General features: G+C 62.7%; 19 protein-coding genes. 10 read left to right on the forward strand and 9 right to left on the reverse strand.

Annotated elements, in window-relative coordinates:
* Positions 1-45: 45 nt before the first annotated feature.
* The 5 genes from SPBM01_RS16380 to rutB form a co-directional block, all read right to left on the reverse strand.
* A complete protein-coding gene (locus SPBM01_RS16380; RefSeq protein WP_262504227.1) occupies positions 46-3,042 on the reverse strand; it encodes an amidohydrolase family protein in 2,997 nt (998 codons plus the stop codon).
* A gap of 61 nt (positions 3,043-3,103) precedes the next feature.
* Positions 3,104-4,171 carry a pyrimidine utilization protein A gene (gene rutA / locus SPBM01_RS16385; RefSeq protein ID WP_188062663.1) on the reverse strand — a complete coding sequence of 356 codons (1,068 nt, stop codon included), beginning with the start codon at positions 4,169-4,171 and terminating at the stop codon, positions 3,104-3,106.
* Positions 4,172-4,176: 5 nt separating this feature from the next.
* Positions 4,177-4,971, reverse strand: coding sequence for a pyrimidine utilization protein D (gene rutD / locus SPBM01_RS16390; protein ID WP_316724389.1), 795 nt, complete (start codon positions 4,969-4,971; stop codon positions 4,177-4,179).
* Position 4,972: 1 nt separating this feature from the next.
* Positions 4,973-5,356: a pyrimidine utilization protein C gene (gene rutC, locus SPBM01_RS16395; protein WP_188062665.1), complete on the reverse strand. Its 384-nt coding sequence runs from the start codon at positions 5,354-5,356 to the stop codon at positions 4,973-4,975.
* Positions 5,357-6,085 carry a pyrimidine utilization protein B gene (gene rutB, locus SPBM01_RS16400; RefSeq protein WP_188062666.1) on the reverse strand — a complete coding sequence of 243 codons (729 nt, stop codon included), beginning with the start codon at positions 6,083-6,085 and terminating at the stop codon, positions 5,357-5,359. It lies immediately after the preceding gene.
* Between the two features lie 122 nt (positions 6,086-6,207).
* Between rutB and SPBM01_RS16405 the strand changes: the two genes are divergently transcribed.
* From SPBM01_RS16405 to SPBM01_RS16445, 9 genes are all read left to right on the forward strand, one after another.
* Positions 6,208-6,537, forward strand: coding sequence for an ArsR/SmtB family transcription factor (locus SPBM01_RS16405; RefSeq protein WP_188062667.1), 330 nt, complete (start codon positions 6,208-6,210; stop codon positions 6,535-6,537).
* A gap of 24 nt (positions 6,538-6,561) precedes the next feature.
* Positions 6,562-6,966 carry an arsenate reductase (glutaredoxin) gene (arsC, locus tag SPBM01_RS16410; protein ID WP_188062668.1) on the forward strand — a complete coding sequence of 135 codons (405 nt, stop codon included), beginning with the start codon at positions 6,562-6,564 and terminating at the stop codon, positions 6,964-6,966.
* A complete protein-coding gene (arsB, locus tag SPBM01_RS16415; protein WP_188062669.1) occupies positions 6,963-7,982 on the forward strand; it encodes an ACR3 family arsenite efflux transporter in 1,020 nt (339 codons plus the stop codon). Before arsC ends, arsB begins: the two co-directional genes overlap by 4 nt.
* A gap of 378 nt (positions 7,983-8,360) precedes the next feature.
* The gene (locus SPBM01_RS16420) at positions 8,361-9,653 is read left to right on the forward strand and encodes a CmpA/NrtA family ABC transporter substrate-binding protein (RefSeq protein WP_188062670.1); all 1,293 of its coding nucleotides are present in this window, start codon (positions 8,361-8,363) and stop codon (positions 9,651-9,653) included.
* 24 nt (positions 9,654-9,677) lie between these two features.
* Positions 9,678-10,667 (forward strand): nitrate ABC transporter permease, encoded by a 990-nt coding sequence (gene ntrB / locus SPBM01_RS16425; RefSeq protein ID WP_262504228.1) that lies wholly within the window; start codon positions 9,678-9,680, stop codon positions 10,665-10,667.
* A gap of 11 nt (positions 10,668-10,678) precedes the next feature.
* Positions 10,679-11,482, forward strand: a complete 804-nt coding sequence (locus SPBM01_RS16430) for an ABC transporter ATP-binding protein (protein ID WP_188062671.1) — start codon at positions 10,679-10,681, stop codon at positions 11,480-11,482.
* 81 nt (positions 11,483-11,563) lie between these two features.
* Positions 11,564-13,111 (forward strand): cryptochrome/photolyase family protein, encoded by a 1,548-nt coding sequence (locus SPBM01_RS16435; protein ID WP_188062672.1) that lies wholly within the window; start codon positions 11,564-11,566, stop codon positions 13,109-13,111.
* Positions 13,108-13,272 carry a DUF2256 domain-containing protein gene (locus SPBM01_RS16440; RefSeq protein ID WP_188062673.1) on the forward strand — a complete coding sequence of 55 codons (165 nt, stop codon included), beginning with the start codon at positions 13,108-13,110 and terminating at the stop codon, positions 13,270-13,272. The genes SPBM01_RS16435 and SPBM01_RS16440 overlap by 4 nt, the downstream gene beginning before the upstream one ends.
* Entirely contained in the window at positions 13,269-13,979 is a 711-nt protein-coding gene (locus SPBM01_RS16445; protein ID WP_188062674.1) for an SDR family NAD(P)-dependent oxidoreductase, read from the forward strand. Before SPBM01_RS16440 ends, SPBM01_RS16445 begins: the two co-directional genes overlap by 4 nt.
* A gap of 17 nt (positions 13,980-13,996) precedes the next feature.
* Here SPBM01_RS16445 and SPBM01_RS16450 read toward each other — a convergent pair whose 3' ends face one another.
* The 4 genes from SPBM01_RS16450 to SPBM01_RS16465 all read right to left on the reverse strand — a co-directional run bounded on the left by SPBM01_RS16450 (position 13,997) and on the right by SPBM01_RS16465 (position 18,257).
* A complete protein-coding gene (locus SPBM01_RS16450; RefSeq protein ID WP_316724392.1) occupies positions 13,997-15,076 on the reverse strand; it encodes an NAD(P)/FAD-dependent oxidoreductase in 1,080 nt (359 codons plus the stop codon).
* A gap of 120 nt (positions 15,077-15,196) precedes the next feature.
* The gene (locus tag SPBM01_RS16455) at positions 15,197-15,457 is read right to left on the reverse strand and encodes a hypothetical protein (protein ID WP_188062675.1); all 261 of its coding nucleotides are present in this window, start codon (positions 15,455-15,457) and stop codon (positions 15,197-15,199) included.
* Between the two features lie 187 nt (positions 15,458-15,644).
* On the reverse strand, positions 15,645-16,034 hold the full coding sequence (locus SPBM01_RS16460; RefSeq protein WP_188062676.1) for a PRC-barrel domain-containing protein: 390 nt from the start codon (positions 16,032-16,034) through the stop codon (positions 15,645-15,647).
* Positions 16,035-16,103: 69 nt separating this feature from the next.
* Positions 16,104-18,257 carry an alpha/beta hydrolase family protein gene (locus tag SPBM01_RS16465; RefSeq protein WP_188062677.1) on the reverse strand — a complete coding sequence of 718 codons (2,154 nt, stop codon included), beginning with the start codon at positions 18,255-18,257 and terminating at the stop codon, positions 16,104-16,106.
* Positions 18,258-18,446: 189 nt separating this feature from the next.
* Between SPBM01_RS16465 and SPBM01_RS16470 the strand changes: the two genes are divergently transcribed.
* Complete coding sequence (locus SPBM01_RS16470) at positions 18,447-20,819, forward strand: glycoside hydrolase family 2 TIM barrel-domain containing protein (RefSeq protein WP_188062678.1); 2,373 nt, start codon at positions 18,447-18,449, stop codon at positions 20,817-20,819.
* The last annotated feature ends 15 nt before the right edge of the window (positions 20,820-20,834 follow it).

Genomic DNA, 20,834 nt, shown 5'->3' on the forward strand with positions numbered 1-20,834 from the left:
GGGACGGCTTCATACGCGATGGCCGTCCCCTTATCGGGAAGGATTTCAGTCCCGCGCGGGTTTCAGCAGGTCCGCCTCATTATAGACCGTGCCGTTGGCGATCACCGTTTCGACGTTGAATGTGTTGGCGATATTGTCCCGCGGGTCGCCTTTGACCAGAACGATGTCGGCCAGCTTGCCCGGTTCGATCGTGCCTGCGTCCAGATTGAGCGAGCGGGCGGAATTGACCGTTGCGGTCTGCAATGCCTGAAACGGGGTCAGGCCCGCATCGACATAGGATGACATTTCGGCATGCAGGTTGGTCGCGATCAGCGTGTCGGTGCCTGCGGTAATGTTTGCGCCTGCCTTGTACATCGCCAGGATCGCCTTGCGCTGGCCATCCAGCATGGGGGAGAGCATGGCGGCCATCGTGTCGGTGCCGCGCACCGAATCCTGCGCCCATTGGGGGTAGAGATTGACGCGCGGGTCGGTGCGATATGCCGGATTTTTTTGCAGATAGCCGGTCAGCGCGCCGAACATGGTCGGGGTCAGCGTGCGGCGGCTCTGGCCGAACAGCTGGATCACATCGTCATAGCTGCGGCCCATTGGCGCCTGTTTGGGGGAATAGCCCCGGCGGCTGGTCGCGCCCATATGTTCGGTGGCGTCCACGCCGGTATAGGCGGCGGGGAAGATTTCATGACCCGTCACCGGCACGCCCATCGCGTGCGCCGCCTCCACGATGCGGCGCTGCTGGATATCGGGCATCCGCACATAGCTTTTGAGGATGTCATATTTGAGGATGCGGGCGCGTTCCAGTTCGCGTTCCAGATGGGCCGGGCCAGCGACCGCGACGCCCATCTTATAATAGACGCGCTGCCATTCGAGCAGCGGACCGTTAGTGTAGATGCGCGGGCCGATGCGCACGCCCGCTTCGGCGGCTTCGCGATCTTCAAGGCCGCTATAGACTTGATTGCCCGGATCGCGGACGGTGGTGATGCCATAGGCCAGCCAGGCGCGATGGCCGTTCGCGCCGAAATCCTTTTGCGCGTGGGAATGATGTTCGATCAGGCCGGGGATGGCGGTCAGGCCAGTGCCGTCCACGATTTTTGCGCCCGATGCGTGCAGTGCGGGATCATGCGCGACGACCGATGTGATGCGGTTGCCGTCGATGACGATGTCGCGGTCATGCTGGGTTTCGTCGCGGATGGAATCTATGAGGTTGCTGACATGGACCACGGTGCGCCCCGCAGGCTTGGCGAGCGTATAGGTGAGGTCGAGCGGCACGTCGCGGATGACGCCGGTTTCGACATCGACTGTCTTTAGTTTGTCGTTGGACTGATAAAGGACGGTGCGGCTGTCCCCACTCCAGGTCGGGTGATGCGCCATGTCGGGCGTATAGGCGCGCGGCGCACCGACCGGGGTGCCGTCCGCGCCGACCGGCCAGATTTTCAGCAATCCTTCGTAGATCGCCGCCATTTTCGTGCCGTCGGGCGACCATGCCGGGCCGCCGCCGCCGCGCGTGTCGATGCCGATCGTGGCGTCCGGCACCTGCCAGAAGGGCGCGCTCTTACCATCGGTGGGGACGATATAGATCTGGTTGGTGCCTTCGCGGAAGCTCTTGGAATAAAGTTTGGAGAGCGAAATGGAGACATATTTGCCGTCCGCCGACCAGCTGGGTTCGCCCGGCTGGGGCAGCGATGCCTGAAGCCGGGTGATCTTGCCACTGGCCACGTCGATCGTGAACAGGCCCGCAACGCCCCAGCGCCCGTCTACGTCGATCGCGGCGATGCTCTTGCCATCGGGCGACCATGCCGCGCCGAGCGGCTGGGTGGTCATGTCGGTAAGCTGCCGGTCCTTGCCGGTCTGAAGATCGCGGATCCACAATCGGGGCAGACCGCCGCCCTGATCGGAGGTGTAGGCCAGCTTGCTGCCGTCAGGCGACCAGCTTGGGTCGGCCTCCATCGCGTGGTTTTTCGTGAGGTTTACCGGCACGCCTCCTGTCGTGGAGCCGACATAAAGGTCGCCCAGCGCAATGAAGGCGATGGCCTTGCCATCAGGCGAGATGGCGGGTTTCAATATGCCGAGCGCCTTGCGCGGAGCCATGCTGTCCCAGTCGCGCTTGGCACGGGCATATGTGGGGCGCGTCACTTCCAGATGGGCAGTGAAGGGGATGGATTTGGACTTCGCGCCAATCTTCGCACCGCTGCGCTGGCGGATCAGGCCATCCGACGTGTAGGTATAGCTGCCGCCCTTCCCCCAGGACAGGCGGAAGGGAAAGACATTTTCGTCGCCTGTCACCGCCACGCCGTCGATCTCCAGATGGCTGCCTTTGGCGTCGGCGACGACATAGGCGAGTTGGCCGGTGGGGCTGTAGGAGGGGGCGTCGGCACGGCCCGCCACTTCTTTCAGCAGCGCTTCGGTGCCGTCGGCAAGGCTGGTCGCCCAGATGGCGTTTTTATTGTCGCGCGGGGAGGCATAGGCAATGGACTTGCCGTCCGGCGCCCATGTGGGCAGGCGATCCTCATAGCCGTTGGACGTGATCTGGCTGAGCGCGCCGGTGGCCAGGTCGATGGTCCAGATATTATAGCTGGGTGCGCCCTTGGCCGCGCGGTCGGACGAGAAGGCGAGCGACTTGCCATCGGGCGACCAGGCCGGTTCGCGGTCGTCATAGGTGCCGGACGTGACGGCGCGCGGATCGGTGCCGTCCGCCTTCACTGTCCACAGGTCATAATTGCCGTCGCGATAGGCGAAATAGGCGAGTTGCTTGCCATCGGGCGACCAGACCGGCTGGCGCGCGTCGTTGAAATAATCGGTGATGCGTTTGGCCGCGCCGCCCTTTGCCGGGATCAGCCAGAGGCTGCCCTGCATGTCGACCGCGAGCGTGCGGCCATCGGGCGAAAGCGACACCGACATGGACGTACCTTCATGCACGTCGATGCCGATGACGGGCGCGCCGCCCGGCGGGGTGAACGCGGCGGGGTTCAGCGTGGGAAGCTGGGCCTGCGCGTTGCCGGCCGCAACCAGTACAGCCACGAGCGCCGCGCCATTAAGCAATGCTTTCATTCGATTTCCCCAGCCAGACCAACTCTCATGATCTAACGGTCTGGGACGGCAATTCCGCTACTTACACAGATGCGCTGCGGCTTTTCATCAACGGCTGGATATGGGTGCCGAACGCTTCGACGCCCTCAATAAAATCGTCGAAGGTCAGCAGGACACCGCCGGTGTTGGGGACCAGCGCCATTTCGTCCAGCATCCGCGCGATGCTTTCATAGCTGCCGACCAATGTCCCCATATTGATGTTCACTGCGCCTTCGGGGGCGGCAAGCTGGCGGACGTTGGTGTCGGTGTTGACTGTGTCCTTTGCGCCTTGTTCCGCGAGCCAGGCGATGGCGTCGATGTCGACCCCCGCATTATAGTGCCGCCATTTTTCCATCGCCTGTGCGTCGGTTTCCGCCGCGATGATCATGACGAGGACGAAAATCTGGACGGCGCGGCCTGTCTTTGCCGTGGCGATGGCCAGACGGGCGTTATTGTCGGCAAAGGCGGTCGGTGTATTCACGCCCTTCCCCAGGCAAAAGGCATAGTCGGCCCATTTGGCGGAGAAGGCGAGGCCCGCGTCGGATGATCCGGCGCAGATGATCTTCATGTCGCCGGTCGGTTGCGGCCAGACGCGGCAATCCTCCATCTGATAATAGTCGCCCTTGAAATCGGACGTGCCGGTCTCCCATAATTCGCGCAGGATATGGGCATATTCGTCCAGCACATCATAGCGGTTGCGGAAATGTTCGTCGCCCGGCCACAGCCCCATTTGCGTATATTCGGGTGGTTGCCAGCCAGTGATGAGGTTGAGGCCGAAGCGGCCATGGCTGATCGAATCGATCGTATTGCACATGCGCGCGGCGAAGGCGGGTGGTATGATGAGCGTAGGGCAGGTGGCAAAAATCTTGATCCGTTCGGTAACGGCGGCGATGCCCGCCATCAGCGTGAAACTTTCCAGCCCATAGTCCCAGAATTGCGTCTTTCCCCCGAAACCGCGCAACTTGATCATCGACAGCAGGAAATCCAGTCCATGCTTTTCGGCGCGCAGGGCGATCTCCTTGTTCAGGTCGAAGCTAGGTTTGTACTGCGGCGCATTTTCGCTGATCAGCCAGCCATTATTGTTGATGGGAATGAAAACGCCGACCTGCATGGGGTTTAGCTCCTGAGAAAGTCGAGGACGAGGCGGTTGAAGGTGGCGGGGTCAGTGACGTTGCAGGCGTGGCCGCCCCACGGCATCACACGATGCTGCGCGCCACGAATATGCGTAGCGAGGTGCCGCGAGCATTTCGGCGGGACAAGCATATCATCCGCTGCGGCAAGCACCAGCGTCGGGACCGAAACATCACTCAACCTTGCATCGACATCGAAGGCTGCCAGCGCTGCGATCCGTTTTTCATACGCTTCTACTCCCGCAAAATGCGCCAGATGGTCGTCATCTTCAGATGCCAGTCGCGCGGCGTTATCGGAAATCCAGTCGGGCGGATAAAGGAACAACGGTTGCGCCCGCACATAGGCACGCGGTCCACTGTCGCGCAAAAGGGCAAGTCGGGCATCGAAGCACCGCAAAAAATGCGGATCGGCAAACGACCAGCCATTGACCAAAGTGAGCGTTTGCACCCGTTCGGGCCTGTGGATCGCGATGGAAAGCGCGGCAGCAGCGCCAGCAGCATGGCCGACCAGATTGGCCTTTTGCACACCCGTCGCGTCCATCACGGCCAGCATATCGTCAGCCATCTCCTCGACCGATACGACGGGCGGCAGGATGCGGTCGCTTCTGCCCGTGCCACGGTGGTCATAAAGGATGACACGATGTTCTTCCTGAAAATCAACATATTGGGCAGATTGCTCGATATTCGGCCGCCAATAATTGCCGGAGCCACCCAGCCCCGAAGAAAAGATCAGAGGCGCGCCATTCCGTGGCCCCCGTTCCTCATAATAAATTCCGCGCACATCAGCCAATGTGAGCCACGCTGGCGATTTCGACCAGACAGTCGGGTTTTACCAGATCAGCGCGGATGCAGTAGCGGGCGGGCTTTGCGCCGGGGAAATAGTCGGCATAGACGGCGTTGAAGGCGGCATAGTCGGCCAGATCCTTGAGGAAGATATGGTTCATGGCGATGTCGGCCATCGTCGCGCCCGCCGCTTCCAGTGTGGTCTTGATGACTTCCAGCACATGGCGGGTCTGGGCGGCGGCGTCACCGATGTGGAGGACCACCCCACCCTCCCCCAGCGCCAAGACGCCGGAGACATAGACGGTGTTGCCCGCCAGCGCGGCGGCGGAATAGGGTGCGATCGGAGTGGGAAATTGCGGCGGGTTGATGGGCTGGAAAGCCATTCATGCGTCTCCTGAAGGAAGCTGGCCGACCGCGCCGCAGAAATCCGCGACATTGCTGACCCAGCCGAAGAATTTTTCGACATTGTAGAGGCACGCCTTTGCCACGAAATCCGGCCCCAGATGGTGCGTGGCATCGTCCAGCATGACCGAGAAATATTCCAGGTGAAAAGCGTCGCGCAACGTGGATTCGACGCAGACATTGCTGGCGATGCCGACGAAGATCAGGGTGCGGATGCCGCGTGCGCGCAGGACGCTGTCGAGTTGCGAGTTGAAGAAGGCGCTGTAGCGCGTCTTGTGCAGGCGAATGTCGCCCGGTTGCGGGGCGAGCGCGTCGACCAGTTCATAATCCCATCCGCCGCGCGCCAGCAATTGCCCCGCAAGGTCCGGGCGCGCGCGCATCGTCTTGAGCGCGTTGGATTTATGCCAGTTGGGGGAGCCGGGACCGCCCGCCTCGACATAATCGCCGTCCCAGCCATTTTGCAGGAAGATGATGGGGATCGCAGCGGCGCGCGCCGTGTCCAGCACCTGTCCGATGCGGCCAATGACACTCGCCGCGCCGGTTATGTCGAACCCGGCCAGATCGACATAGCCGCCGGGCGAGGCATAGGCGTTCTGCATGTCGATGACGATGACCGCGCTGCTGGCCGGGTCGATGCGGACCGGCTCCGGGCGCGCGGGCAACAGGGCCGATGTCGGTCCGGTCGAGGGGGGATGGACGGCGGCGGTCATCACGCGAACTCCTTGGATAAGTGGCAGCTTCCCGCAATGGCGGCATGGATGCAAGGGCAGTTAAATATCGGGAATAGCCGATGCGTATTGACGCGACACATCCCATCGGTTATTTCCGATATATGCAGACCGATATAGCCCTGACCATGCTGGCCGCGCTGGCCCACCCGACCCGCCTGGATGCGTTCCGCCTGCTGGTGCGGCACGAACCCGACGGGTTGGCCACCGGCGATCTGGTGGCGGCGTCGGGGCTGAGCCAAAGCACGCTGTCCACCCATCTGGCGGTGCTGGGCAAGGCGGGGCTGGTCCGGTCGGAAAAGCGCGGGCGGCAACAGATACAGCGCGCCGACATCGACGCGCTGCGCGGGTTGATGCTGTTTCTGGCGAAGGATTGCTGTGGCGGGCGGGCGGAACTGTGCGCGCCGCTGATCGCGGATCTGGCCTGCTGCTGAACCGATTTTCCACGGGGGAACATCATGACCGACATCATCATCTATCATAACCCCGCCTGCGGCACGTCGCGCAACACGCTGGCGATGATCCGCCATGCCGGGGTGGAGCCGCATGTCGTGGAATATCTCAGGACGCCGCCGAGCCGGGCGTTGCTGGTCGACCTGATTGCGCGGGCCGGGATCACGCCGCGCGCATTGCTGCGCGAAAAGGGGACGCCTTTTGCGGAATTGGGGCTGGATGATGCGGGGTTGAGCGATGCTGCGCTGATCGACGCGATGATGGCGCACCCTGTCCTGATCAACCGTCCGCTGGTGGTGTCGCCTCGCGGGGTGAAGCTGTGCCGCCCGTCCGAAGCGGTGCTGGACTTGCTGCCGCCGGGTAGCTTCACGACTTTCGTCAAGGAAGATGGCGAGGTCGTCGCGCCATGACGCTGTTCGAACGCTATCTCTCGCTCTGGGTCGCCTTGTGCATCATCGTCAGCATTGCGCTGGGCCATGCGATGCCGGGGGCATTTGCCGCGATCGCCGCGCTGGAAGTGGCGAAGGTAAACCTGCCGGTCGCGGCGCTGATCTGGCTGATGATCGTGCCGATGCTGTTGCGGGTGGATTTCCATGCGCTCCATGGTTTGAAGCAGCATATGCGCGGGATCGGCGTGACATTGTTCATCAACTGGGCGGTGAAACCTTTTTCGATGGCGCTGCTGGGGACATTCTTCCTGGGCTATGTCTTTGCGCCATGGCTGCCCGCCGGGGCGTCATCCTCCTATATTGCCGGACTGATCCTGCTGGCGGCGGCCCCCTGCACCGCGATGGTGTTCGTGTGGTCCAATCTGGTCGATGGCGAGCCGACCTATACGCTGAGCCAGGTGGCGTTGAACGATATCATCATGCTGTTCGCCTTTGCGCCGCTGGTCGGCCTGCTGCTGGGCGTCGCGTCGATCAGCGTGCCGTGGGATACGCTGGCGCTGTCGGTCGGGCTGTATATCGTCGTGCCGGTGCTGGTCGCGCAGATCATGCGCCACTACCTGCTGGCGCGCAGCGAGGCGCATCTGGGGCGGGCATTGGCGGCGCTGGGTCCGGTCAGCCTGGTCAGCCTGCTGGCGACACTGGTGCTGCTGTTCGGGTTTCAGGGCGAGCAGATCATCCGCCAGCCGCTGGTCATCGCGCTGATTGCGGTGCCGATCCTGTTTCAGGTCTATTTCAATGCCGGGCTTGCCTATTGGCTGAGCCGCCGTCTGGGCGTGGCATGGTGCGTGGCGGGACCATCCGCACTGATCGGCGCGTCCAATTTCTTCGAACTGGCGGTAGCGGCGGCGATCAGCCTGTTCGGGTTGCAATCGGGCGCGGCGCTGGCGACGGTGGTGGGCGTGCTGGTGGAGGTGCCGGTGATGCTGTCGATCGTCGCTTTGGTGAAGCGCAGCCGGGGGTGGTATGAGCGCGCGTGATGCGCCGGATCTTGCGCCTGCGGCGAAGCGACATGCGCGTCATGGCGAATCGGGCGGGTGCGTGTCGCAAGCATGGGCCTTCGCGCGCCTCACTGGCGCCGCGCCGTTGCTGTGAAATGTTCGCAAAGCCATGATTTCGCGGGAGAAATGATCCGGTAAAAACAGCCGCTAAATTCTCTTGTGCGCCGCCGCAAAAGCTGTAAGTTTTATGAGGCTTGCACAGCAGAGTGCGAGCATATCTTGCGCATGGCCCCAATGACGGGGACCGTCGCAAGCGACCAGTTCAAAACTTGGCCGCATGGCATTGAAGCCGCCCGAACCGATCCCAAGGATCGTCGTTCGAGGCGGTTTTTTCTTGTTCGTAATCCGGGGGGAATAATGACCGACGACACCGTCCATTTCGATGCTGCACCGCAGCGCAGGCGCTTTCTGAAGCTGGGGGCAGTTGCTGCTTCTCTGGCCATGGTCGGCGCCATGCTGCCCGGCGGCGCAATGGCCGCCGGGGGCGCGCCGGAAGTGAAGGGCGCAAAGCTGGGCTTCATCGCGCTGACCGATGCCGCGCCGCTGATCGTCGCCAAGGAATTGGGGCTGTTCGCCAAATATGGTATGCCCGACGTGCAGGTGATGAAGCAGGCCAGTTGGGCCGCGACCCGCGACAATCTGGTACTGGGGTCCGGCGGCGGCGGGATCGACGGCGCGCATATCCTGACGCCCATGCCCTATTTCCTGTCGCTGGGCGTCAATGGCAAGATGACGCCGATGAGCATATTGGCGCGGCTGAACGTCAATGGTCAGGGTATTTCGGTCGAAAAGGAATATCTGTCGGCCAAGGCGGACATCAATGCCGCCAAGATGAAAGGCATCATCGCCAAGCGCAAGGCGGCGGGCAACAAGATCACCATGGCCATGACCTTTCCGGGTGGCACCCATGACCTGTGGCTGCGTTACTGGCTGGCGGCGGCGGGGATCGACCCGGACAAGGATCTGGAAGTCATCACAGTGCCGCCGCCACAGATGGTCGCCAATATGAAGGCGAACACGATGGAAGCCTTTTGCGTGGGCGAACCCTGGAACGACCAGCTGATTTCGCAGGGGCTGGGCTATACTGCCGTGTCGACCGGGCAGATGTGGATGAACCACCCGGAAAAAAGCTTTGCGATGCGCAGCGACTGGGTAGCGAAATATCCCAACGCCGCCGTGGCGATCACCGCCGCGATCATCGATGCGCAGCGTTGGGCCGACAATCCCGCCAATGTGGGCAAGCTGGCCGCGATGATCGGCGGGCGCGACTGGTTGAAAGTTGCCCCGGCGGACATTCAGGACCGGCTGGCCGGCACGTTCAACATGGGTGACGGGCGCCTCATCAAGAACGCCCCGTTCAAGATGAAATTCTGGGCCGCCAACGCATCCTACCCGTTCAAGAGCCATGACCTGTGGTTCCTGGTCGAAAACAAGCGCTGGGGCAAATTGCCCGCCAACCTGAATGCCAGTGCGGCGATCGGCAAGGTCAACCGTTCCGACATCTGGCGCAAGGCGGCCGCGCTGGCCAAGGTGCCTGCCAACCAGATCCCCAAGGGGGACAGCCGGGGCGTCGAGAAATTCTTCGACGGCAAGGTTTTCGATCCGGCCAAGCCCGCTGCCTATCTGGCCAGCCTGTCCATCAAACGCTGAACGCTTTTCAGGGAAAGCCTATTCATGACCGCCACATCCGTCCTTGCAACCCCGTTCGCGGATGGCACGCCATCCCCGCACGCCGAGCCTGAAAGCGATCCTGCCATGGCGCTTGTCCCTGAAATGCCTACCCCATCGGCAACGGTGGCTCCTGAGACGGACGGGAGCCACCGGCTGCCGCCCGCGTCCGCTCTGACACCCTTGCTGGAGCGGGCGCGGGACATTGCCGCATCGATATGGCCTACTTTGCTGATGCTGGTCCTGCTGCTGGGCATATGGGAAGCGGCGTGCGGCAACCCGGAATCAAGCCTGCCCAGCCCGTCGCGGGTATGGAGCGAAAGCCATGACGTCATCATGCACCCGTTCAAGGGCGTGACGTTCGACGCCACCGGCCTGCACATTGCCGAGGGCGGCGATGTGGGCATTGCGGGCCATATCCTGACCAGTCTGGAACGGGTGGCGATCGGCTATGGCCTGTCGGCGGTCATGGGCGTGGCGCTGGGCATATTGATCGGGCAGAGCCTGTTCGCGTTCCGTGCGCTCGATCCGCTGTTTCAGGTGTTGCGCACGGTGCCGCCGCTGGCCTGGTTGCCGATCAGCCTGGCGATATTCCAGCAGGCCGGGCCGTCGGCTGTGTTCCTGATCTTCATCACTGCGATCTGGCCGATCATTCTGAATACGGCGGCTGGGGTGCAGAATATTCCACCGACCTATCGCAATGTCGGGCGGGTGCTGGCGCTCAATCCGTTCACCTATCTGGTTCGCATCATGCTGCCCGCCACGGTCCCATACATGTTCACCGGCCTGCGCATCGGTGTGGGGATGAGCTGGCTGGCCATCGTCGCTGCCGAAATGGTGCAGGGCGGCACCGGCATCGGCTTCTTCATCTGGGACAGCTATAATAGTTCGCTGCTGACCGACACCATCGTCGCGCTGATCTGGATCGGCATGGTCGGGTTCAGCCTGGACCGCATCGTCGGCTGGATCGGCCGCCGCGTCGCCCGCCAGGGTTGAAAGGACATATCATGAAGCATCAGGCTTATCTCTCGCTCGAAGGCATCGGCGTCACCTTTCCAACCCGCAAGGGGCCGTTCACCGCGCTGCAAAATGTCGACCTCGCCATTGAAAAGGGTCAGTTCGTTGCGCTGATCGGTCATTCGGGCTGCGGCAAATCGACGCTGCTCAACATCATCGCCGGGCTGACGAAGCCGACACGCGGCGTCGTGCTGCTGGACGGGGAAGTGATCGACAAGCCCGGTCCCGACCGCGCCGTCATTTTTCAGGATCACAGCCTGCTGCCCTGGCTGACGGTCGAGGAAAATGTCCGGCTGGCCGTGGACCAGACGATGAAGGCGGCCAGCAAGGCGGAAAAGCGCGACTGGGTGCGGCACAATCTGGAACTGGTCCATATGGGCCATGCCGCGACCAAGCGGCCGGGCGAATTGTCGGGCGGGATGAAGCAGCGCGTCGGCATTGCGCGAGCGATCGCGATGCAGCCCCGCGTGCTGTTGATGGACGAACCATTTGGCGCATTGGACGCACTGACCCGCGCCAGCTTGCAGGATGCGGTGATGGACATTCAGGCCAAGTTGAACAACACCGTGGTCATGATCACCCATGATGTCGATGAAGCCGTGCTGCTGGCCGACCGGGTGGTGATGATGACCAACGGTCCCGCAGCGACCATCGGCGAAGATCTGGCCGTCACGCTGCCGCGCCCGCGCAACCGCATCGAGGCGGCGGAGACGCCGGATTATAATCATGCGCGGCAGGCCGTGCTGCACTTCCTGCACCAGCGTTATACCAACCCGGCCGACAAGGCGGCATGAAGGGCAGGCATGTCCCAACGGGCAGCTTAAACCCGCTATTGCGATAGCTTAGGAGCGGGGGATGACGCACCAGGAGTTGCGATGTCGTCCCCCGATACCCTGCCTGCGATCCGTAATCTGATATTGGTGCCGGGCGATCAGTTGACGCCCGATATCAGCAGCCTGGCGGCGGGTGACCCGACGCGCGACCGGGTGTTGATGGCGGAATTGCAGGACGAGGCCAGCTATGTCCGGCATCACAAGAAGAAGATCGCTTTCCTGTTTTCGGCCATGCGGCATTTTGCCGATGAACTGCGCGGACTGGGGTGGAGCGTCGATTATGTCCGGCTGGGCGATCCTGCGCATCAAGGCAGTTTTACCGAGCAAGTCGCGCAGAACGTTGCGGCGCTGAAGCCGCAACGGATCGTCCTGACCGAGCCGGGCGAGTGGCGCGTGCTGGAGATGGTGCGGGGATGGGCGGAGCGCTTTGGCGTGCCGGTCGACATAATGCCCGACACGCGCTTCCTCTGTTCGATCCCCGATTTTCAGCATTGGGCGAGCGGTCGCAAGCAGTTGAGGATGGAATATTTCTATCGGGAGATGCGGCGCAAGACCGGGCTGCTGATGGATGGCGACGCGCCGGTCGGTGGCCAGTGGAATTATGATGCGGACAATCGCAAGCCTGCCGCTCCGGACCTGTTCATGCCGCGCCCGCCCACTTTCGCGCCGGACAAGGTGACGCGGGACGTGCTGGCGCTGGTGGAGCAGCGGTTCGGCAATCATTTCGGCGATCTTGAACCCTTTTGGTTTGCCACCACCCGCGCGGATGCGCAGGCCGCCTTTGCCGCTTTCGTCGAACAATCGCTGCCCCGCTTTGGCGATTTTCAGGATGCGATGCTGCGCGGCTCGGCATTCCTCTATCATGGCGTGGTGTCGCATTATCTCAATTGCGGCCTGCTCGACCCGCTAACCATATGCCGTCAGGTGGAAGCGGCGTTTCGGGCGGGCAAGGTGCCATTGAACAGCGCGGAGGGCTTCATTCGCCAGATCATCGGCTGGCGCGAATATGTGCGCGGCATCTATTGGCTGAAAATGCCGGATTATGAGCGCTCCAACGCGCTGGACCATCACCGCCCCCTGCCCGATTTCTACTGGACGGCGGAAACCGACATGGCCTGCGTCCGGGCGGCAGTGACGCAGACGAAGGAGCAGGCCTATGCCCATCATATCCAGCGGTTGATGGTAACCGGCAATTTCGCGATGCTGGCCGGGGTCGATCCGCATGAACTGCATTTATGGTATTTGAGCGTCTATGCCGATGCGTATGAGTGGGTGGAATTGCCAAATACGGTGGGGATGAGCCAGTTTGCCGATGGCGGCCTGCTGGCGTCCAAACCCTATGCGGCGAGCGGTGCTTACATCAACCGCATGTCCGATTATTGCGGCAGTTGCGCCTATGACGTGAAGCAGCGCACCGGGCCGGACGCCTGCCCGTTCAATTCGCTTTACTGGGCATTTATCGCGCGGCATCGCGAGCGGATCGGCCGCAATCCCCGCATGGCGCAGATGGTGGCGACATGGGACAGGTTCGGCGCGGATGAGCAGGCGCGTATCAGCGCGTCCGCCACGCAATTTCTGGCCACGCTATGACGGAAAAGCGCTATACCAAATCCACCCTGCCGGAGAAAATCTGCGCAGCGTGCGGGCGTCCCTTTGCCTGGCGCAAGAAATGGGCGCGCGATTGGGATCAGGTCAAGACCTGTTCGGAACGATGCAAGGGCGATTTGCGGCGCAAGGGAGCGAAGGCATGAGTGTGGGGTGCGTTTTCGGCGCGAGCGGGGGTATCGGCGCGCAGCTGGTGGCGCAACTGGCGGCCAGCGATGCCATTTCGGTCGTTCATGCGGGCGCGCGGATTGCGCCGCAGGGGGGCGAGAAGATCGCGTCTTTTGCGTTCGACCTGACCGATGAAGTGTCGATCGCGGCAGCCGCGCGCGCGATGGACGACGCCCCGCCGCGCCTGATCATCGTGGCGACCGGGTTGCTCCATGGCGATGCCCTGCGCCCGGAAAAGTCGCTGCGCGACCAGAGCGCGGACGCCTATGCCCGGTTGTTCGCGGTCAATGCGATGGGTCCGGCGCTGATCGCCAAGCATATGCTGATGCGCCCGCCGCGTCAGGGCCGGATGGTCTTTGCCGCATTATCGGCGCGGGTCGGGTCGATCGGCGACAATCGCATGGGCGGATGGCACGCCTATCGCGCGTCGAAGGCCGCGCTCAACATGATTATGCGCAACGTGGCGATCGAACTGGGGCGGATCAATCCCGACGCGGTGGCGGTGACGCTGCATCCGGGGACCGTGGACACAGGCCTGTCGGCACCGTTTCAGCGCAATGTCGCGGCCGACACGCTGTTTCCTGCCGATCGCGCCGCGCGGCAATTACTGGGCGTGATAGAGCGGCTTGGCCCCGCCGATACGGGCCATTGCTATGACTGGGATGGCAAGGTCGTGCCGTTTTGACGGACTGGTGGGCTGCCTCAGGCGCGCTGCGCTATGGCTTGAACGGCGGCATGGGGCTGTCCGCTGGGTAATATCTGGCCGCTGGATAATATCCGCCCGGCCAATGCCTTGCCCGACTGCCATGCCTGTTCGACATAGCCATGGGCCAGCCAGTCGCCGCATACGCCCAGTTGCAGCGTCGGATTCCATAAGCTGTCGGTGAAGCTGCCCGATGGCGTGGAATAGCGCCAGCGATGCGCCGTGCTTATGGCGGGTGCCGCAACCCTGCCCCCCGCCCGTGCCATCAATGCAGCCAGAAGCAGGTCGGCAATCGTCGCAGGATCCTCCTCCAGATGCGCTTGCGACCAGTCGGCGTTCGCTTGCACGACCCAGGCTTCGGGACCGTCACGGCCGGGCTTCGCATTGTTGCGGATGGCCCAGCCGATCGGGCCGGTATGGCGGATGATGTCGGGCAAACTGTCGATCGGCGCGGGAAATGCGAACATCGCGGTCCAGCAGGGCGTCGAGCGCACGGTCATGGCCAGCCGGGCCATCTGAAAATCATGCAGCGACAGGATGGGCAGCGCCTGTTCGACCGGAATGGCGATGACGGCGGCGTCGAAAGGGCCGACGGACTGGACATCGTTCAGGCACCACCAGCCATGGCCGTCATTGGTAAGGCCCGACACCACGCAATTCCATGTTACGTGATGACGCGACGCCATGGCCCTGACCGGGCCATTCATGCCGGGCGTGCCGACCCAGGCATCGCGCCCGGCGGCGGGCCAGCGGGCGACGATGCCGTCGGCTTCCCATGCGGACATTTTCTGTTGAAAGTCGGGGCTGCGGGCGGTGAAATGGGTTGCACCATGATCGAACGCGACTGGTCCGAGCGGCGTTTCGAGGCGACGGGTGGACATGCGACCGCCTGGCCCGCGCCCCTTGTCGAACAGGGCGATTTCATGCCCTTCGTCGCGCAGCGCGTCGGCGCAGGAGAGGCCGGCGATGCCAGCGCCGATGATGGCTACCCGCATGGCGATCAGCGCGCCAAAGCAAAGATGAGCGAGGGCCACTGATATGGATTGATGGTCATTGGCACCCTTCGATCTGCGACGCATCCCCCTTGATCGGGGTGTTATGTGCGATCATGCGTCGGCGCAGGTGCAGTCACAACATGTCCAACAGGGCATGTCGGGCCGGGGAAGCGAGGCGTTCGCCCCGCCCCCGACGAAGGATAATCAACGCTGGGCCAGTTGAACGGCCGATTTGTGCGTGATCGTCAGGCCAGTCTGCGCCCATTCCGACCGCGAGCGGCACTGCGTGACGGGGATCAGCGAGCCGGTGACCGTTTCGCGGAAGCAATAGCGGTCGGTCTTGCTGTCATAGGTCACTTTGGCTGCGCCGAAGCTGCCCTTGGCTTTCGCTAAAGCGGGGGTGCTTGCGGCCGAAACAGCGACGGTGGCGGCGGCGATGGCAGCGACAAATGCGATGGTCTTCATGATATTGGCCTTCCCTGAATGTTTGGTTGCGATCCGTTGTGGATCATGACCAAGGCATTGCAGGGACCGTGCCAATTCGCGAAAAGACCGGAAAATCAGGGCATTTCCCGATGATTACCGGAATATACCCTGAATAATTTACGATTAATCGGTGCTGAACATCATATTTCGGGAAAAATTGCGCACGTCAGGTCAATGACAGGTCGACTGGAGCCACGCCATAATAGTTGGACACGCGGTCGGCATAAGCCTGATTAAAGTCTGGCGCATTGTTGGACCAGCTGGGTCCGCCCTCCAGCAGCCGACGGTCGATGGTCACGATATAGCCGTCGGCCACATGATCGTAGGACAGAAGTTCGAACGGCAGCGGATAATAGCTTTTGCCCATGCCCAGAAAGCCACCGAGGCTCAACACCGCATAGGTTGCCTGACCATTGCGCTTGTTGACCATGAAGCTGTGGACGGACCCCAGGGAATCGCCATCCCGGCTGGCGACTTTGGTTCCGTCCACCTTGTTGGAGGCAAGGAGCAGGTTGGTCGGCGCAACTTCGGCAGCGGGGACGTGGGGGTCAGACATAGCGATCTCCTGATGGTTTGATCAGCCAACCGCCCTGCCGGATAATCGTTCCCCCGCCTGCCCCAAACGTCAGGGTGCCTTGGCACCCTCCGGCGCGGCGATTGGCCCGCCCTTCACTACGGGACCACCTTTCAGATAATGGCCAAGCCACCCCTGCACTTCGCGATAGAATTGGCGGCTATCTTCCGGCTTGGTGATCCAGTGCCATGCATCGGGGAAGATCAGCATACGGCTTGGCACCTGCATCCGTTGCAGCGTGGACCAGGTTTCCAGCGTGTTGGACATCGGCACGCGGAAATCGCGCTCCCCCGCCGTCAACAGCATCGGCGTCTTCCAGTCGGCGGCATAGGTGATCGGGCTTTGGTCGCGCCACACCTTGCTATCGCCCCAGGGCGGGCCGCCGCTGGCGACTTCGCGGCCATAGTTGAAATCGCTGGTTCCCCATTGGGTCAGCAGATCGACTTCGCCCGCATGGCTGACGATACATTTGTAGCGGGTAGTGGTCGCTTCCATCCAGTTGGCCAGATGTCCGCCATAGCTGGCCCCGCCTGCGCAGGCATTGGCCGTGTCGATGAAGGTGTAGCGTTTGGCCGCTTCATCGACGGCCTGATTGATTTCCTCGGCCGGGCCGAGCAGCGGATCGAGCTTGATCGCGCGGGAGAAAGCCTCGCCATAGCCGGTCGAGCCAGTATAGTCGGTCAGCAGAACGACATAGCCCGCGCTGGCGAGCAGATGATAGTTCCAGCGCAGCCCGATCTGGTCCGGGTTGGACGAAGCCGGGCCGCCGTGCATCAGCACCATCAGCGGATATTTCTTCGCCGGGTCGAAGGCTGGTGGCGTCACGACCATATTATGGATGCGGCGACCCTTGGATGATGTGAACCAGAAATGTTCCGGGCTGGCCCAGTCGATCATCGCGGCCTGCGCCACGTTGACGCTGGTCAGGTTGCTGTGGCGCTTGGCCACCCGGTCGATAAGGACGATTTCGGTCGGGTTCACCGCGCTGCCATAGCTGGCGATGATCCGGGTGGATTTGGCGTCCGACGCAATGTCGATGGCGGTATAGCCGCCGACTTTCGGCGCGATCACAAGTTGGGGCGTGCCGCCGGCAAGGGCCAAGCGATAGAGATTTTCCATGCCCGCGTCGGGCACGGTCAGATAGAGGGTGCGGCTGTCGGGGGTGATGGCATAGCCATCCACTTCGCGGTCGAAGTCGCCCGACAAGAGAGTGGCGGTGCCACCGGCTGGCCAGTCGATGCGGTGCAGCCGGGCAAGATCATAGACTTCCTGCCCCTGCGTGCTGAATTTGAAGATCAGGCTCTTGCCATCCGGCGTGAATTTCAGGTCGCCATATTCGCCCGGCACCGTGGTCGCCAGCGTGGGTTCGCCACCATCGGCAGGCATCCGGTAGAGGCCATAATCGACCCGCGCATGGGCCGCGTTCCAGCGCTGCGTCGTGGCGGTAAAGAGGATTTCGCGCCCGTCTGGACTCCATGTGGGAGCCAGCGTGGTGCCGCCGTCGCCCTGCGCATTGCCGCCGAATCCTTCGGCCTGCGCCAGTTTGGTGGGGGACAATATGTCCCGTGCCGCCGCGCCCTCGGCCAGTGGTTGGACCCACAGGCTGGGGCGGCGATCGTTGATCCAGTCGTTCCAGTAGCGCACCGGAAAATGATCATAGACGCGCATGTTGAACTTGCGATTCTTGCGTTCTTCGGCCGCTTTCTTGTTGGCGGGGGCGTCCATCGCGCCGGGGTAGACCTGACTTTCGAACAGGATCGCCTGCCCGTCGGGCCGCCATTGCGGGTTGGCCGCGCCGGTCGGGACGGTAGTGACACGGCGCGCTTCGCCGCCTGCCAGATCGAGGACGTAGATTTGCGCGTCATCGTCGCCTTCGCGCTTGGCGGAAAAGGCGATCCGGCGGCTGTCGGGCGCCCAGGCGGGGCTGCTTTCGGCGGCCTTGTTCGCGGTCAGGCGGCGGGGCGCGACAGAACCGTCCGCAGGGACGATCCACAGGTCGATGACGGACCCGTCCTTATCATAGGATGGTTCGTTGAGGGCATAAATCACCCACTGGCCGTCCGGGCTGACCACCGGCGCGCCGACCCGCTTCATCATCCAGAGCGTTTCGTGGGTGAGTATCTGCTTCGTTTCGGCAAGAGCGGGCGTGCCGCCCAAACCCGCCACCATCGCTGCGGACAGCAGCAGACGCGCAATCATCTTCATCGCTTCACCCCGATCATATGCATGGCGCGATGCTAGTGGTCGGATGCGATATTGTCAGCCCGGATCGCGCGAAATATTTTACAGTCGGACAACAATAGCAATGACTAAATCGTATCACTTATAGGGACATAGCTTTACATAACGGAACATTCTTATAATTTGTTGCCCAACAATATAGGGAGACAAAGGATGCGGGCGATCAGGATCATGGCCAGCGCAATGGCGCTGATGGCGGCCTTCCCCGTCTGTGCGCAGCCCGCAGGCACGCAGAATTTCGATGCGGGCTGGCGCTTTACCACCGGCGACATTGCCGGTGCTGAGCAGACAGCCTTTGCCGACGCGGGCTGGCAGGCGGTGTCGTTGCCCCATGACTGGGCAATTGCCGGGCCGTTCGACGAATATTCGCCTGCAACGGGGTCTGGCGGGTTCCTGCCCACTGGAGTCGCCTGGTATCGCAAAGCCTTCACTCTGCCCCCCGCCAGCACGGGCAAGCGCATCTTCGTGGAATTTGACGGCGTGATGGAACGGTCGGGCGTGTGGATCAACGGTCATCATGTCGGCCACCGGCCCAATGGCTATGCCAGCTTCCGCTATGACATCACCCCGCACCTGAACCCTGGGGGCCAAGCGAACATCCTGTCGGTGCGGGCCGACACATCGGCGCAGCCTGCGTCGCGATGGTATGCGGGCGGCGGCATCTATCGCCATGTCCGGCTGCTCACCCTGGGCGACACCTATGCAGAGGCGTGGAGCAGCACGGTGCGAGTCGACCGGCTGGACGCGCAGTCCGCGACTCTCTCGATCGCCAGCAGCATCCGCAATGACGGCAAGATGCCGATCGACGCGATGCTGGAAGCCGCGATCGAAGGACCAGATGGCAAGGTGCTGGCGACCTTTGCCGGGAAAGCCATCACCCTGCCCACGGGCCGGGCCACCCCGCTGTCGGTTGGCGGCACGATCGCCAACCCACGCCGCTGGGATACGGGCGATCCGGCGCTGCACAAGGCGGTGCTGCACGTGCGGGGCAAGGACGGCGCGATCCTGTATGAGGAAAGCGTCCCGTTCGGCATCCGCGACGCGCGGTTCGAAGCGGATAGCGGCTTCTGGCTCAATGGTCGCAATATCAAGCTGAAGGGCGTGGCGATCCATGCCGATGGCGGGCCGTTCGGCATGGCTGTGCCGCTGGCTGTCTATGAACGCCGCCTGCGCGGATTGATGGCGCTGGGCGTCAATGCGGTGCGCACCGCCCATCATCCCTTTTCGCCCGAATTTCTGGACCTGTGCGACCGGCTTGGCCTGATCGTCATGAACGAAGCGTTCGATATGTGGACGGTGGCCAAGAATCCGCAGGACTATCATCTCTACTTTACCGACTGGTCGTCCATCGACGCGCGCGATTTCGTGCGGCGCGACCGCAATCATCCCAGCGTCGTCATCTGGTCGATCGGCAATGAAATCCACGACACGCCCTATCCGCTGGTGGCGCAATCGGTGATCCAACGGCTAAAAGCCATCTTCCATGCCGAAGACCCGACCCGGCCCGTCACCATGGCGCTGTTTCGGCCCAACACGACCGGCGACTATGTGAACGGCACCGCCGACCTGCTGGATGTCGTGGGGCAGAATTACCGCGAAACCGAACTGGCCAAGGCCAAGGCGGACAAACCCAGCCGCAAGATTATCGGCACGGAAAACAGCAAGAACCGGAGCAGTTGGATCGTGGTGCGCGACAACCCGGCCTATGCGGGCATGTTCCTGTGGACGGGCGTCGATTATCTGGGGGAGGCCGATCGCGCCGGTTGGCCCGCGATCAGCAATCCGTCCGGCCTGGTCGACCGGATCGACGGGGTGAAGCCGATCGGTTGGGAACGGGCGGGATGGTGGGCGGACAGGCCGATGGTGAAACTGGCCCGCCGGGTCACGCCCGTCATCGACACCAGCGAGATGCCCACGATGGTCGGCATCGCCCTGCCGCAGCCCAAGGGTCCGGGCGCGCTGGCCGACTGGTCGCCGCAGGATCGCACGCCCCACCGGGAAAAGGTGGAAGCCTATAGCAATGCCGACCGGGTCGAACTGTTCCTCAATGGCAAGTCGCTGGGCGCAAAGCCGCGTAATGCCGACGACAGCGCCATCATATGGGACGTGGATTTTGCCACCGGAACCTTGCGCGCGGTCGCGTGGAAGGATGGCAAGCGCGTTACGGAGGAGATCATGCGCACCGCTGGCGATCCGGCCGCGATCCGGCTGGTGGCCGAAAGTCCGCGTATCGGATCCGGCTTTGACGATGTCGTTGCGGTGCGGGCGCAAGTGGTGGACAGCAAGGGGGTTGCGGTCCCCGGCGTCACCCCGCTGCTGACTGCGCGCGTCGATGGCCCCGCTACTCTGGCCGCGTTCGACAATGGCAGCGTGACCGACCATACGCCCTTTGCGTTCCCTTCGCGTCCCGCAGCCGATGGCAAGGCCGTTGCTTTCCTGCGCGGCAAAGGCAAGGGCCGCGTGACGATCACTATCTCCAGCCCCGGCCTGACGCCCGGAAAGGCCGTAATGGAGGCGCGGCCCTGACACCGTGCGGACAAG

Origin of the sequence: Sphingobium sp. KCTC 72723 (assembly GCF_014280435.1) — a bacterium.
Taxonomy (GTDB): Bacteria; Pseudomonadota; Alphaproteobacteria; order Sphingomonadales; family Sphingomonadaceae; genus Sphingobium.